12 protein-coding genes and 1 pseudogene are annotated in these 14,476 nt (G+C 70.3%); 7 read left to right on the top strand and 6 right to left on the bottom strand.

The window, feature by feature from the left end:
* Nucleotides 1–2 precede the first annotated feature (2 nt).
* The 3 genes from AC1D1T_RS03270 to AC1D1T_RS03260 are packed head-to-tail and all read left to right on the top strand — an operon-like array spanning nt 3 to nt 1,208.
* Entirely contained in the window at nt 3–317 is a 315-nt protein-coding gene (locus tag AC1D1T_RS03270) for an ArsR/SmtB family transcription factor (RefSeq protein WP_465114760.1), read from the top strand.
* Nucleotides 318–319: 2 nt separating this feature from the next.
* Nucleotides 320–784 carry an SRPBCC family protein gene (locus tag AC1D1T_RS03265; RefSeq protein WP_477991386.1) on the top strand — a complete coding sequence of 155 codons (465 nt, stop codon included), beginning with the start codon at nt 320–322 and terminating at the stop codon, nt 782–784.
* A gap of 4 nt (nt 785–788) precedes the next feature.
* Nucleotides 789–1,208 (top strand): GFA family protein, encoded by a 420-nt coding sequence (locus AC1D1T_RS03260; protein ID WP_477826007.1) that lies wholly within the window; start codon nt 789–791, stop codon nt 1,206–1,208.
* 15 nt (nt 1,209–1,223) lie between these two features.
* Here the strand turns inward: AC1D1T_RS03260 and AC1D1T_RS03255 are convergent, their stop codons facing one another.
* The 4 genes from AC1D1T_RS03255 to AC1D1T_RS03240 all read right to left on the bottom strand — a co-directional run bounded on the left by AC1D1T_RS03255 (nt 1,224) and on the right by AC1D1T_RS03240 (nt 6,016).
* Nucleotides 1,224–2,225 (bottom strand): expansin EXLX1 family cellulose-binding protein, encoded by a 1,002-nt coding sequence (locus AC1D1T_RS03255; RefSeq protein ID WP_477826008.1) that lies wholly within the window; start codon nt 2,223–2,225, stop codon nt 1,224–1,226.
* A 113-nt stretch (nt 2,226–2,338) separates the two neighbouring features.
* On the bottom strand, nt 2,339–3,874 hold the full coding sequence (locus AC1D1T_RS03250) for an amidase (RefSeq protein ID WP_477826009.1): 1,536 nt from the start codon (nt 3,872–3,874) through the stop codon (nt 2,339–2,341).
* 5 nt (nt 3,875–3,879) lie between these two features.
* Nucleotides 3,880–4,860: a Bug family tripartite tricarboxylate transporter substrate binding protein gene (locus AC1D1T_RS03245; protein ID WP_477826010.1), complete on the bottom strand. Its 981-nt coding sequence runs from the start codon at nt 4,858–4,860 to the stop codon at nt 3,880–3,882.
* Nucleotides 4,861–4,888: 28 nt separating this feature from the next.
* Nucleotides 4,889–6,016 carry an NAD(P)/FAD-dependent oxidoreductase gene (locus AC1D1T_RS03240; RefSeq protein WP_477842105.1) on the bottom strand — a complete coding sequence of 376 codons (1,128 nt, stop codon included), beginning with the start codon at nt 6,014–6,016 and terminating at the stop codon, nt 4,889–4,891.
* Between the two features lie 52 nt (nt 6,017–6,068).
* Between AC1D1T_RS03240 and AC1D1T_RS03235 the strand changes: the two genes are divergently transcribed.
* A complete protein-coding gene (locus AC1D1T_RS03235; protein WP_477826012.1) occupies nt 6,069–6,695 on the top strand; it encodes a helix-turn-helix domain-containing protein in 627 nt (208 codons plus the stop codon).
* A gap of 115 nt (nt 6,696–6,810) precedes the next feature.
* On the opposite strand, the pseudogene AC1D1T_RS03230 reads toward AC1D1T_RS03235, so the two are convergent.
* Nucleotides 6,811–6,957: pseudogene (locus tag AC1D1T_RS03230) on the bottom strand (hypothetical protein); the annotation flags it as partial.
* On the opposite strand from AC1D1T_RS03230, the gene AC1D1T_RS03225 reads away from it, so the two are divergent.
* The 3 genes from AC1D1T_RS03225 (at nt 6,949) to AC1D1T_RS03215 (ending at nt 13,584) form a co-directional block, all read left to right on the top strand.
* Nucleotides 6,949–8,100 (top strand): NAD(P)H-dependent flavin oxidoreductase, encoded by a 1,152-nt coding sequence (locus tag AC1D1T_RS03225; RefSeq protein WP_477826013.1) that lies wholly within the window; start codon nt 6,949–6,951, stop codon nt 8,098–8,100. The pseudogene AC1D1T_RS03230 and the gene AC1D1T_RS03225 overlap by 9 nt on opposite strands.
* A 128-nt stretch (nt 8,101–8,228) precedes the next feature.
* Nucleotides 8,229–10,373 (top strand): LamG-like jellyroll fold domain-containing protein, encoded by a 2,145-nt coding sequence (locus AC1D1T_RS03220; protein ID WP_477991384.1) that lies wholly within the window; start codon nt 8,229–8,231, stop codon nt 10,371–10,373.
* A 199-nt stretch (nt 10,374–10,572) separates the two neighbouring features.
* Nucleotides 10,573–13,584 carry a response regulator gene (locus tag AC1D1T_RS03215; RefSeq protein ID WP_477991382.1) on the top strand — a complete coding sequence of 1,004 codons (3,012 nt, stop codon included), beginning with the start codon at nt 10,573–10,575 and terminating at the stop codon, nt 13,582–13,584.
* A gap of 21 nt (nt 13,585–13,605) precedes the next feature.
* Here the strand turns inward: AC1D1T_RS03215 and AC1D1T_RS03210 are convergent, their stop codons facing one another.
* Nucleotides 13,606–14,475, bottom strand: coding sequence for a substrate-binding periplasmic protein (locus AC1D1T_RS03210; protein ID WP_477827094.1), 870 nt, complete (start codon nt 14,473–14,475; stop codon nt 13,606–13,608).
* Nucleotide 14,476 lies beyond the last annotated feature (1 nt).

Below are 14,476 nucleotides of genomic sequence, written 5' to 3'. Positions count from 1 at the left end.
GAATGGACGCAGACAAGGTATTCAAGGCACTGGCCGACCCGACACGCAGAAAGCTGCTCGACCTGCTGTGCGAGCACAACGGCCAGACGCTGGGCGAGCTGTGCGAGCACATGGACATGGCGCGCCAATCGGTCACGCAGCACCTCGGGCTGCTGGAGGCGGCCCACCTGGTGAGCACCGTTTGGCGGGGCCGGGAGAAGCTGCATTTCATCAACCCGGTGCCGCTGCACGAGGTCTACGAGCGGTGGGTGCGCAAGTTCGAACGTCAGCGGCTCAGCCTGCTGCACGACCTGAAGAAGGAACTCGAAGGAGAGTGACGATGAGCAAAGAGAAAACCAGTTTCGTCTACGTGACCTACATCCGCTCGACGCCGGAGAAGGTGTTCGAGGCGATCACGAAGCCGGAGATCGCGCGGCGCTACTGGGGCCACGAGAACGTGTCCGACTGGCAGCCCGGATCGGACTGGCAACACATTCGCGCCGACGAGCAGCGCACGCTGCAATTGGTCGGCAAGGTGGTCGAGGTGGTGCCGCCGACGCGCCTGGTCATCACCTGGGCGAACGCGTCGCAGGCCGCCRATCCGGGCAGCTACAGCCGCGTGAGCTTCGACGTGGCGCCGTACGACGGGATGGTGCGGCTGACCGTCACGCACGACGAACTCGAGGCCGGCAGCGGCATGGCCAAGGGCATCCAGCAGGGCTGGCCGATCGTGCTGTCGAGCCTGAAGTCGCTGCTCGAGACGGGGCAGGGCATCGATGTCTTCGCCAAGCCCAAGGCGGCGTGACGCCATGACGACGCCCTACACCGGCGGATGCGCGTGCGGCGCGATCCGCTACGCGACGAAGCACGCGCCGATCTTCCAGAACCACTGCCAGTGCCGCGACTGCCAGCGGCGCAGCGGCACCGGGCACGGCTCCTGGCTGACCTTTGCCGCACGCGCCGAGATGGCGATCACCGGCGAGGCGACGCACTGGGAGGTCGCGGGCGACAGCGGCAACGTGAAGGTGCACGCCTTCTGCCCGGTCTGCGGAACGCCGGTGTTCCTGCGCTTTGCGGCGATGCCGGACCTGATCGCGGTGCCGGCGGGCAGCCTCGACGAGCCCGCGCGCTTCGATCCCCAGGTGCTCACGTACCGCGTGCGGGGGCTGGCATGGGATGCCGTCGATCCGGCGTTGCAGGCGTTCGAGCGGATGCCGGCTGCCCCTTGAGCTGCGGGCCCACGCTCACCGATTGGCGCAAAACCCGAACGACGTGCTCGCCCCGGCCTGCAGCACCTGGTTCCAGGACACGCCACTGGCGGTGACGGTGCTGCCGCTTTGCGACAGCGTGGCATTCCACGACGTGTAGGTGGTGCCGGCGACGCTGAAGGACGCCGTCCAGGTCAGCGGCGTCGCATTCGGGTTCGTCACGGTGACGTTGCTGCAATAGCCCTGGCCCCAGTCGTTCGCGACGGCGATGCTCGTGGTGGCCGGCAGGGCGGCTCCGCCGCTGCCGCCTCCGCCGGACGAGCTGCCGGGAGACGGCAGGACCGTCGGGAATTGAAGGCCGAGATCGATCTCCGTCGTGACGGCCAGCGCCACGCCCGTCGCCGTGATCATCTGGCCGAACACGTCGGTGATCTGCAGGTCGTAGGGCCCCGGCCCCATGCCGCTCGGGGCGATGAAGTAGTTGTACATCTCGCGCCCGAGGGGGGTGTACGCGCCGCTGCCGCCGCTGGGCCGCCAGGCGAGGGACGCGACCGGGCTGCGATGGTCGCGCACCTGCACGCCGGCCCACCATGGGCTGGAGCCCTCCTTGAAGTAGACCTTCGCCGCCGGCGGCGTGCACGACACGTATTTCCAGCTGATCGGAATGCGGCCGGCCCCCAGCGGCGAGATGCCGGCAAAGGCCTCTTGCGACAGGTCGACATCGCCGGGTGCGCATTCCGGACAGCGGTCGTCCACGCGCACGACCACCGACTGCTGCGTGTTCAGGTTCGTCACCTCGATGCAGGCGCCGCAGGCCTGGGCGGTGTTGTAGTCGGCCGTGTTCATGGCCGCGGTGAGGATCCCGGTGGGCTTGGGGAACGAGCAGTTGCCGCCGCCGCCGTATCCGTAGAAGGTGCCCTGTCCGGTGTGCGTCTGCTGGTAGTTGCCTTGGGCGGCCGCCACCAGGGGGCCTCCCATCAGCAGGCTTCCGATGAGTGCCGCGATGCTGCGGCGTGTCGTCGCGTCGGATGATGTCATGGCTGCTCCCGTTGCTGCGCCGCATTGGCGCACGGGGACTGTCGCGCCGAGTCGGCGACAGCGCCAGGGTGTGATACACCCGGCTGCACTTGTTTCGGTGCCGGGACTGCCTGTCAGACCGCGGTCGGCGCGCCGCCTGCCGTGTCGCCTGCCCTGTCGTCTGATGCCCCGGGCGGATGCGTCACGATGCTCTTCAGCTCGGGCCGCGGCGCACGCAGCGCTTGCAGGTCGGGCCGCGGCCGGCGCAGCGCAGGGCTCGCCTCGAAGCAGTGCTCGAGCGCTTGCGCGGCCGCGAGCAGCGCGCCATCCCCGCGCAGCCGACCGATCAGCTGCAGGCCGAACGGCATGCCGTGTTCGTCGCGCCCGCACGGCAGCGACAGCGCCGGGTTCGTCGCGAGCGTGACGACGTAGGTCAGCCCGAGCCAGTGGTAGTAGTTGCGCATGTCCTGGCCGTCGATGCGCCGGGCATACAGCTCGGTCCACGGGAACGGCGTGACCGGCGTGGTCGGCGCGATGATCAGGTCGTAGCGCTCGAAGGCGTGCGCGAAGCGCCGCGCGATGCGCGTCTGCTCGAGGTGCGCCCAGGCGCGGTCGGCGAGCGTGATCGACGCCGCCATCTCGACATTGGCGCGCACATTGGGCCCGAGCGTTTCGGGGGCGGTGCGCCAGGTGTCGGCGAAGGCGGCGACGAAGCTCTCGGCGCGCAGCGTGTCGAACGCCCGGTCGGCATCGCCCAGCGCGAGGTCGACGGGCTCGCAGCAGGCGACCCACGGCCGGATCGCTTCCACGCGCGCGCGAAACACGCGCCGGATCTCCGGGTCGACGATGCACAGGCCGAAATCTTCGGTCGTGCCGACACGAAGCCGGGACAGGTCCACCCCGGCGAGCGGCCAGAGCGACGCGCCGTGCGCCGCATGCGACAGCGGGTCGCGCGCGTCGAAGCCGACGGTGGCGGCCAGTTGCAGCGCGGTGTCGCCGACGTCGCGCCCCATCGGCCCCAGCACCGAGAGGACCGACCAGCCGAGCGGCCGCGCATCGTTGGCCACCAGGCCGGGCGAGGGCCGCAGGCCGACCACGCCGCACAGGGCCGCCGGGATGCGCAGCGAGCCGCCGGTGTCGGAGCCGGTCGCGATCGGCAGCATGTCGACCGCCAGCGCGGCCGCCGAGCCGCCCGACGAGCCGCCGGCGTTCAGCGCGGGGTCGAAGGGGTTGCCGGTCGCGCCCCACACCGGATTGCGCGTGTTGGCGCCGGCGCCCATGTCGGGCACGTTGGTCTTGGCGGTGACGATCGCGCCGGCCGCGCGCAGCCGCGCAACGAGCAAGTTGTCGTGCGCCGGCACGTTCGCGCGCCGGCCGATGTTGCCGTGGGTGGTGAGCAGCCCCGCGGTGTCCAGCAGGTCCTTCACGCCGAGCGGCAGGCCGTGCAGCAGGCCCAGCGGCGCGCCGCGCATCACGTCGGCCTCGGCCTGGCGGGCGCTCGCGCGGGCGCGTTCGAAGTCGGTGGCGGCGATCGCGTTGACGGCGGGGTTGAAGGCTTCGATGCGCGCGATGCAGGCGTCCATCAGCTCGACCGGCGAGACCTGCCGGCTGCCGATCAGGCGGCGCAGCTCGACGGCGGAACGCTCGGGCAGCGTGGGGTCGTGGCTCATGGTGTTCACTCCAGCGGAATGTTGGCCTTGTGAACGTAGGCTCGCAGCAGCGGCAGCTCCTTCGCCACGCGCGCATCGTAGAACGAGCCCGGCTCGTACGACACGTCGACGCCGGCCTTCTCGAGATCGGCGCGGATGGCGGCGTCCGCCAGCGTGTCGGCGAGCGCCTTGCCCAGCGTCTTCTGCACGGCGGGCGGCAGCCCGCGCGGCGCGACGATGGTGATCCACGGCAGCATCTCGAAGCCGGGGTAGCCGGCCTCGGCGACGGTCGGCACCTGCGGCAGCGAGGGCGAGCGCCGCGCCGACGTGACAGCCAGCGCCTTCACATGGCCGGCCCGCAGCATCGGCAGGGCGGCCACGTTGGTGTCGAAGCTCAGGGCCACCTGGCCGCCGATCAGGTCCGTCATCGCCGGCGAGCTGCCCTTGTATGGCACATGCAGGATGTCGACGCCCGTGGCCAGCTTGAACATCTCGCCGGCCAGGTGCGAGGTGGTGCCGTTGCCGAACGATGCGTAGGCCAGCTTGCCGGGCTGCGCCTTGGCGAGCGCGACCAGCTCCTTCACGCTGCGGGCCGGCAGCGACGGGTTGGCCAGCAGCACCAGCGGCGAGGTGCCGATCAGGCCGATCGATTCGAAGCTCTTCTGTGCGTCGTACGGCAGCTTGGCCTTCAGCGCCGGGTTGACCGTGAAGGTGGTGTTGGAGCTGATCARCAGCGTGTAGCCGTCGGGGGCCGCCTGGGCCACCGCGCCCGCGCCGATCGTGGTGCCGGCACCGGCCTTGTTGTCGACGATGACGGTCTGGGCGAGCCGCTGTCCCATGCCCTTCGCGACGACGCGGGCGATCGTGTCGGTCGCACCCCCCGGCGGGAAGGGCACGACGAGCGTCAGCGGCTTCTCGGGATAGCCGGCCGCCCATGCCGGGCCGCATCCCAGGACACCGAGCAAGACAGCGAACAGCGGGGCGAGGCGGGTGGTGGTTCTCGACATGGGCGATCCTTTCGGAAGGAGAAGGGGGTCAGCGCAGACGTTGCGGCGCCAGGGCGTGCACGTCGATGCCCTGTTGCACCAGGTCGGGCGGCAGGGCGGTGCCGCGCAGCAGCGAGGCGGCCAGCGCCGCGGCGCCGGCCGCGCTCTGGATGCCGTAGCCGCCCTGGCCGGCGAGCCAGAAGAATCCGGGGCAGTGCTCGTCCCAGCCGATCACCGGCTCGCCGTCGCGCACGAACGAGCGCAGGCCGGCCCAGGTGCTGGCGGGCCGGCGGATCGTCAGCGTCGTGACGGCTTCGATCTGGTGGATGCCCAGCGCGATGTCGAGCTCCTCGGGCACCACGTCGTGCGGAACGGTCGGGTCGGCATTGGCAGGCGAGCCGAGCAGCCGGCCGGCGTCGGGCTTGAAGTAGTAGCTTTCGTCGACACCGACCACGGCCGGCCAGCCCGACACGTCCGAGCCTTCGGGTGCCTTGAACGTGAAGGCGCTGCGCCGGTGCGGCACCAGGCCGACCGGCGCCGCACCGAACACGGCCGCCACGTCGTCGGCCCAGGCGCCCGCGGCATCGACCACGGCCCGTGCCTGCACGGCCTCGCCGTCGGCCAGGCGCAGCGTCCAGCGCTCGTTGCTGCGCTGCGCGGCGATGACCTCCGCGCCGGTGCGGAGCTCGCCGCCGCGGGCGCGCATGCCGCGCAGGAAGCCCTGGTGCAGTGCGTTCACGTCGATGTCCTGCGCACCGGGCTCGTAGAGCGCTGCGTGCACCACGTCGGGCCGCAGGCAGCCGACGCGGGCCAGCGCCGCACCGGCATCGATCCGCTCGAGCACGCTGCCGCTGGCCGCCAGCGTGCGCTGCATGGCGTCCAGCAGGGCCTGCTGGCCGTGCGTGGCGAGGTAGAGCACGCCGCGCGGCGCCAGCAGCGGGGCGGAGGCGAAACCGTCCGGTGGCGTCTCGTAGAACGCCCGGCTGGCCCGCGTGAGCGCACGCACGGCCGGCGGGCCGTAGCTCTCCATGAACATGGCCGCCGACCGGCCGGTGGCGTGGTAGCCGGGCTGGGTTTCGCGCTCCAGCAGCAGCACGCTGCGTTCAGCGGCCAGCTGCCAGGCAAGCGACGCACCGGCGATGCCGGCGCCGACGATGGCGAGGTCAAATTCTCTCATACGAGAATTCTCACATGCGAGAATCATGCCGGCAACCCCCGCAAGAGAAACGATGCCCAAGCTTCGAACGACGAGTCGTCCGCCCGCTCGCACGACAGCAGCCGCCTTGCCCGACCGCGAGCGTGTCGGCGAGCGCCTGCGGGCCATCCGCAAGCGGCACGGGCTGACGCTGCAAGCGCTGTCCACCCGTTCGGGCGTCGCGCTGTCGACCCTGTCGAAGATCGAGCTCGGGCAGATCTCGGTGAGCTACGAGAAGTTCGCGGCGGTCGCGCGCGCTCTCGAGGTGGACATCGCGTCGCTGTTCGATCCGCTCGCCGAAGCGGCGCCGGCCGCGGGCCGCCGGCCGGTGGTCGTGCGCACGACGCTGGACGCGGCACCCCGCTACGACGCAGAGAACTACGACTACCGCATGCTCGCCACCGGCTTCCCGGCCAAGCGCATGACGCCGCTGCACGGCATCATCGTCGCGCGGCAGATGGCGCAGTTCCCCGACTACATCCGCCACCCGGGGCAGGAGTTCGTGATGGTGCTGTCGGGCCGCGTGCGCATCCACTTCGAGACCGGCGAGGTGGTTGACCTCGCGCGCCAGGAGTCGGCGTATTTCGACAGCGGCGTCGGCCACGTGTACCTGTCCACCGGCAAGGCGGACGCGCGCGTGGTCGTGGTGATGACGGAGTGAGAGGCGAGGCGCAACCCGGTCGGGCGGCCCGGACGTCGAAGTCCATCACGACGTCGGCCGCCGGCGCACCGGCGCTGCCGCGGTCGGCGAACTCCCAGCGGAACAGGTCGGCACCCGAGTCGCCGCGCAGCACGTCGTTGCCGGCGCCGCCCAGCAGGGTGTCGTTGCCGGCGCCGGTGCGCTCGTCGTCATTCGTGTGGATGGCGCTGCTCCGCGGCGTGCGCAGAATGAGGCGCTTGCAGGGAGAGCCTCCATGAGCCATGACATCGCGTCGCAGCGCCGGCGCCAGCTGCTGTTGTCCGGCCTGGGCGGATCGGCGTTGGCTGCCGAGCCGGCCCGGGCCGAGCCCGCGCTGTCCTCCGGTGGCCACCACCCGCCCAGCCTCGACACCCGGCTCACGCGCGGCTACGGCGTGCGCCATCCCTTCGTCGGTGCCGGCATGGGCTTCGTCGCGCTGCCGTCGCTGGTGGCGGCGGTGTCGAACGCCGGCGGCATCGGCGTGCTGGGCAACGGCATCGAGCCGCCGCCCGGCACGCAGGCGCTGATCCAGTCGATCAAGGCCATGACGGCGCGGCCCTTCGGCGTGGATTTCATCTTCGACGACTCGGCGTTCGGACCGCTGGTGACGGAGGCGCACATCGATGTCTGCATCGTCGAGCGGGTGCGCCTGGTGGTGTTCCACATGAACGTGCCGCCGCGGGCCTGGGTCGATCGGCTGCATGCGGCGGGGGCCCGGGTGTGGATGCAGGTGGCCTCGGTGCCGCAGGCGCTGGAGGCGGCAGCCGTCGGGATGGATGCGGTGATCGCCCAGGGCTCGCAGGCGGGCGGGCACAACAAGAGCGGCACGCGCACGCTCAAGCTGCTGCAGCAGGTGGTCCAGGCCGTGCGGCCGTTGATGGTGCTGGCCTCGGGCGGCATTGCCGATGGCCAGGGGGTGGTCGACGCCTTGTCCCACGGGGCCGATGGCGTCTGGGTGGGCACGCGCCTTGTCGCGTCGAGCGAGGCCCATGCGCATCCGGAGTACAAGCGCCGCATCGTCGAAGCCCGGGGGCACGCCACGGTCACGACCACGCTGTTCGGGCCGGAGTACCCCGGGCGGCCGTACCGCGTGCTGCGCAACCGGGTCGTCGATGAATGGGCCGGCAGGGAAGGGCAGGTGCCGAACCCGCCGCCGCCGCCCGCGGTCATCGGCAGCACGCTGCTGTTCCCGCTGACGCTGAAGCAGAACTACAGCATGCCCAAGTTCAGCGCCATCGTGCCGACGCCGGAGACGACCGGGGACTTCGAGGAGATGGGGCTGCCGGCCGGCTCGGAGAGCGTGAAGTTCATCAAGCGGGTGCAACCGGCCGGCGAGATCGTGCGGGAAATGATGGAGGAAGCGCAGGCGCTCATCCGATCGGCCTGATGGCCCCATCATCCTTTGATCATGACTTCGAAGGCGAGCGGTCCTAGATTCTTCGGATGCACCGGCCCGCCGACTCGAAGACCCCAGCTGATTTCTCACCCTCGTCCCGGCGCACCTTCCTGGTCAGCATGGCTGCGCTGGCGCTGCAGGCGTGCGGAGGGGGCGGAGGGGGCGGCACCGATGCCGGGTCCGCAGGCCCGGATGACGGCACCTGCGCTGCGGGCGCCACGGCGACCGGCAGCGGGTCGGCCGCGGCGAGTTTCGTGCACCCGGGCCTGCTGCACACGCAGGCCGACTTCGATCGCATGGCCGCGAAAGTCGCCGCGAATGCGTCACCGTGGATCGACGACTGGAAGGTGCTGGTGGCCAACCGCTACGCGAGCCCGACGGGCCTGCCCGATCCGCAGCCGACCCTCTACCGAGGCAATGACGGCACGCACGACGAGAACTACATGATCCTGGCGCGTGACATCGCCGCGGCCTATGCCTGCGCACTGCGCTGGAAGGTGTCCGGCGACGTTGATTGCGCCAACAAGGCCGTGCGGATCATGAACGCATGGGCGACGACGATGACCGCCATCGGGGGTGATTCGAACCGCTTCCTGGCGTCGGGCCTGTACGGCCACGAGTTTGCCAATGCGGCCGAGATCATGCGCAGCTATTCCGGCTGGGCTGCCGCCGATTTCGCCGCGTTCCAGAACTACATGCGCACCGTGTTCTACCCGGTGTGCAGCAGCTTCCTCGCGGATCACAACGGGGCCGACATCACGCACTACTGGGCCAACTGGGACCTGTGCAACATGGCCGCGATCATGGCGATCGGCGTGCTGTGCGACGACCACGGCATGTTCGAGGAGGCCGTCACCTATTTCAAGACCGGTGCCGGCAACGGCGCGATCGCGCAGGCCGTGTACTTCCTGCATGACGGCAACCTCGGCCAATGGCAGGAGAGCGGTCGCGACCAGGCGCACAACACGCTGGGCATCGCGCTGATGGGTCCGATCTGCGAGATGGCCTGGAACCAGGGCATCGATCTCTACGGCTTCGACAACAACCGCTTCCTGGCCGGCGCCGAGTACGTCGCCAAGGCCAACCTGATCGAGTCGGGCACGAGCTACTACGGCGTGCCTTACCTGGCCTACAACAATGCCGACAACGTCGACCAGGCCGTCCTTTCAACGGGATCGCAGGGCTCGGTGCGTCCCGCGTGGGCGCTGGTGTTCAACCACTATGTGAAGCGCAGGGGCCTGGCCGCGCCGTACACGCAGAAGTTCGCGGCGCTGGTTGCGCCCGAGGGCGGCGGCGGCAACTACGGGCCCAACAGCACCGGCTTCGACCAGCTCGGGTACGGCACGCTCACCTGCACGCGCGATGCGCTGGTGAGCGGGCTCGCGCCCAGCGGTCTCACCGCGCGCTCGAGCGCCGGCTCGGTGATCCTGTCGTGGTGGGGATGCGCCGAGGGGCTCAGCTACAACGTCAAGCGCGCGGCGTCGGCGTGCGGGACGTTCACGACGCTTGCCACCGGCATCGCCGATCTGCTGACCTACACCGACGCGGACGTCGCGGCCGGAACCTGGTACTACGTCGTCACCGCGACGACGGCGACCGGAGAGAGCGCCGCGTCAGGCTTCGTCACGGCCACGACCGACCTGCAATTGCACACGCGGCTGCAGTTCGACGAGACGAGCGGCAACAGTGCGGCCGACGCGACGGGCAACGGCCACACGGGCACCCTGGTCGGCGGTGCGAGCTTCGTCGCGGGACGCGTGGGCGGCGCCGTCTCGCTTGATGGCGTCACCGGCCATGTCAGCCTGCCCGACAAGCTCGTCGAGGACCTCTCCGACTTCACGCTCTCGGTCTGGCTGAAATGGAACGCAGCCACCCGGAACGCTCGCGTGTTCGACTTCGGGACGGGCACCGGACGCTACATGACGCTGAGGGCCAGTGCCGGCGCGACCGCGCGGCTTTCGACCACCGTCAGCGGCAGCCACAACGAGCGCAGCATCGACACCGCGGTGCTGCCGACCGGCGTCTGGACGCACATCGTCGTCACCTTGTCCGGCACGACCCAGACGCTCTACGTGGATGGTGTCGCGACCGGAAGCATCGCCGACATGCCCTTCGCCCCCTTTCGGCTGGGCGATACCGGCCGGAACTGGCTGGGGCGCTCCCAGTCCGGCACCGATCCGTACCTGGATGGCCTGATCGACGACTTCCGCCTCTACCGCAACGCGATGACCGCCGACCAGGTGGCAGGGCTGTTCGCATCCTGATCCCCTGCATGAAGGTCCTTCCCCGGGAGAACCCGGGGGCAGGGAAGCCCGCGTACGGCAGCGTGCGCAGGCTGCATTGGACTATGCTCGACCCAAGCCGGAACCTCCGCCTGATCCGGCGGGCCGAGCGAGTTCACCGATGACCCCCAAAGCACCTGCGTCGGACTCCCCACCCCAGCGGCGCGGCTGGCTGGCTTCCGTGTCGCGGATCCCGGGCGGCGGCATCGCGATCGCGCTGCTGGTGCGGGTGCTGGTGTTCAGCACCGTGGTCACGCTGGTGCTGACCATCCTGCAGCTCACCCTCAGCTACCGCAGCGAGCGGGCGCGCCTGGAAAGCCGCTTCGGCGAGATCGACCAGGCCAGCTCGCGCAGCCTCAGCGAAAGCCTGTGGGCGCTGGACTCCAAGCAGCTCGAGGAGCAGCTCGAAGGCATCGTGCGGCTGCCGTCCATTCGCGCGGCCGAGGTGCGCGAGACGGCGTCGTCCGCCCATTCGCTGACGGTGCTGCGCGGCGAGCGACAGGCCAGCCGCTCGGTGGTGAAGGAGTTCCCGCTCGCCTGCTGCGGCCAGCACCCGGAGGTCATCGGCGTGCTGCGCGTCGAGGCGACGCTGGCCGACATCTATCGCGAGCTGGCGACCCAGGCCTTCGTCATCCTGCTCAGCAATGCCGCCAAGACCTTCCTGGTCGCGTTCTTCATCCTGTTCGTCGTGCACCGGCTCGCGACGCGCCACCTGCTGGACATCGCCGCATCGATCGGCAGCGTCAACCCGCAGGTGGAAGCGCCGCCGCTGCAGCTGCGGCGCCAGCAGGTCAAGGGCGACGAGCTCGACCAGCTGGTCGATGCCCTGAACGCGATGCGCGAGCGGCAAGCACAGCATGCCGCGGAGCTGGCCAACGCCAACGCCCGCATGGCGACCATCCTCGACAACATCCCGGACCTGGCGTGGGTCAAGGACGCCGGCGGCCGCTACGTCGCCGTCAACCGCGCGCTCATCACCACGCTCGGCTTCGAGGGGCCGGGCCAGATGATCGGCAAGACCGACTTCGACGTCCATCCACCGGAGCTCAGCCGCGGCTACCGGCTCGACGACGCCGAGGTGATGGCGTCGAACGCCAGCAAGCGCATCGAGGAACGGCACGTGCGCCTCGACGGCGGCATCACCCTGGTGGAGACCATCAAGACCGCGCTGCGCGACCGCGACGGCCGCGTCACCGGCACGGTCGGCATCGCCCGCGACATCACGCAGCGCCAGCAGGCCGAGGCCGACCGGGTGGCACGCCAGGTGGCCGAAGCGGCCAACCAGGCCAAGAGCGACTTCCTGGCCAACATGAGCCACGAGATCCGCACGCCGATGAACGCCATCCTCGGCATGTCGTACCTGGCGCTGCAGAGCGGTCTCAACCCGCAGCAGCTGAACTACGTGCAGAAGATCCACGGCGCGGCCGAATCGCTGCTCGGCATCATCAACGACATCCTCGACTTCTCGAAGATCGAGGCCGGCAAGCTCGACATCGAGGCCATCGCGTTCAACCTCGGCGACGTGATGGAGGGGCTGGGCCACCTGGTCGGCATGAACGCCGAGCAGAAGGGCCTGGAGCTGCTGTTCGCGCTGCCGCCGCAGCTGCCGCACGCCCTGGTGGGCGACCCGTCGAGGCTGCGCCAGGTGTTGCTCAACCTGTGCAACAACGCCGTCAAGTTCACCGAGTGCGGCGAGGTGATCGTCGCGATCGCGGTCGCCGGGCGCGAGGCGCACTGCATCGACCTGCGCTTCGAGGTGCGCGACACCGGCATCGGCATGACGCCCGACGAGCGGCAGCGCCTGTTCCAGCCCTTCACGCAGGCCGACTCGTCGACCAGCCGGCGCTATGGCGGCACCGGCCTCGGGTTGTCGATCAGCCGCCACCTGGTGCAGCTGATGGGCGGCGAGATCAGCGTCGACAGCGCGCCGGGCCGCGGCAGCAGCTTCCACTTCACGCTGCGCTTCGGCCTGCAGCCCGAGCCGGCCGAGGCACCGTCGCGCGAAGGCAGCCTGCCCGGCCGCCGCGCGCTGGTGGTCGACGACAACGCCAGCGCGCGCGAGCTGCTGGCCGGCATGTGCACATCGCTCGGCCTCGACGTCGACACCGCCGCCGATGGCCGTGCCGCCTTGCAGATGGCGCAGCGGGCGGACGCCGACGACCGGCCCTACGGGCTGGTGCTGCTCGACTGGAAGATGCCCGGGCTCGACGGCGTCGAATGCGCGCGCCTGCTGGGCCAGGAGGAAGGCCGGCGCCATGCGGCGCCCACCGTGCTGATGGTGACGGCTTTCAGCCGCGATGATGCGCAGCGGCAGCTGGTGCAGCAGCAGGTCAGCGTCGGCGCGCTGCTGACGAAGCCGGTCACGCCCTCGTCGCTGTTCGACGCCTGCGGCGAGGCGCTGGGGCTGGCACGGGCGCGCGCACCGCGCGCGATGCAGCGCCAGGAGGCCTTGCTCGGGCACCAGGCGCACCTGCGCGGCGCGCACATCCTGCTGGTGGAGGACAACGCGATCAACCGCGAGATCGCCTTGAGCGTGCTGGGCGATGCCGACATCACGGTCAGCGTGGCCTGCGACGGCCGCGAGGCGCTGGCGATGCTGGCGCGCCAGCGTTTCGACGGCGTGCTGATGGACTGCCAGATGCCGGTGATGGACGGCTACGCCGCCACGCGCGCGCTGCGCCAGCAGCCGCAGTGGCGCGATCTGCCGGTGATCGCGATGACCGCCAACGCGCTGGTCGGCGACCGCGACAAGGTGCTGGCCGCCGGCATGAACGACCACGTCGCCAAGCCGATCAACGTGAACGAACTCTTCGCCACCCTCGCGCGCTGGATCCACCCGGCCGCGGCGCCCGACGACCCCCCGTCGATCGACCGCCCGGCCGGCATCGCCGCCACGATGGGCGACGAAGACCTGTACCTGCGCCTGATGCGCATGTTCCGCGACCGGGAGACGGACTTCGCGCAACGCTTCCGGGCCGCCCGCGCGAGCGGCGACACGGCGACCGCGATGCGCATGGCGCACGACCTGAAGAACGTCGCCGGCACGCTGGCCGTGCGGGGCGTCCACCAGGCGGCGACGGAACTGGAGCGCGCCTGCCTGGACGAGCTCGACGACGCCGGCCTCGAGCCGCTGCTGCGCAACGTCGACCGGCTGCTTCGCCCGGTCATGGCCGAGCTGGTGGCGCTGGGCTGAACGCCGGCCTCGGTGCGAGCTTCAGCGGCCGCGCTTGGCGTCGTACCACAGCTCCGGCCGGTTCGACGGCGTTCCCGGCGTCAGCAGCGGGTTGCGCAGCTCGATCACCGTGCGCTTGTCCAGCCGTGCCTTGCGCAGCCGCTCGCCGAAGTAGTCCTGGAAGACCTTGTCGAACGAGCCGTCGGCGATGGCTTTCTCCAGCCCGTCGCGGATGTCTTTCGCGAGCCTGGTGTTCTGTCGGTTCACCATGAAGTAGGAGTCGTAGAAGTAGTGCAGGGCGAGGTGCGGCTCCACTTCCAGCGTCTCGGCATTGAGGGCCTGCTCGTCCCAGATCTCCATCATGCTGCGCGGGAAGTAGTCGAAGCGCTTGCCGGTGAGCATCTTGAACAGGCCTTCGTACTTCGGCGCCGTGATCACGTCGATGCCGTTGGCGCGCAGGATCTGCGTGTCCGGCCACTCCTGTCCCTGCGCGAGCCGCAGCCGCTTCAGGTCGTCCAGCGTGTTGACGCCGGCCACCAGGCCCTGCTCGCCCTTGCGGATCAGGCCCAGGCGCCAGCCGAGCAGGCCCTTGTTGATCGGGATGTAGATCGGCAGCAGGCGCGCCTCGCGTTCGGCGGAACTGGGGATCGGGCCGACGTCGATCGTCCGGCCGGCCTCGATTTCCAGCACCTGCCGCTCCTGGTTCATCGCGATCTCGGCCGTCTGGATCCGGTACTCGGTGCCGCTCTTCGACAGCGCGAGCTGCAGCAGTTGCAGCGGGTAGTCGTAGCGGCGGTCCCCCTCGAACTCGGGTTTCGGAATGCGCACGATCTCCACCGCCGAGGCGCCCAGGTGCGCCGCGAACAACATGCAGAACAGCGGGCGGGCCAGCAGGCGGAATGCGATGCGCATG

The sequence above is a fragment of the Rhizobacter sp. P2_H3 genome (genome assembly GCF_056403355.1).
This window is presented reverse-complemented; position numbering and strand designations above follow the sequence as displayed.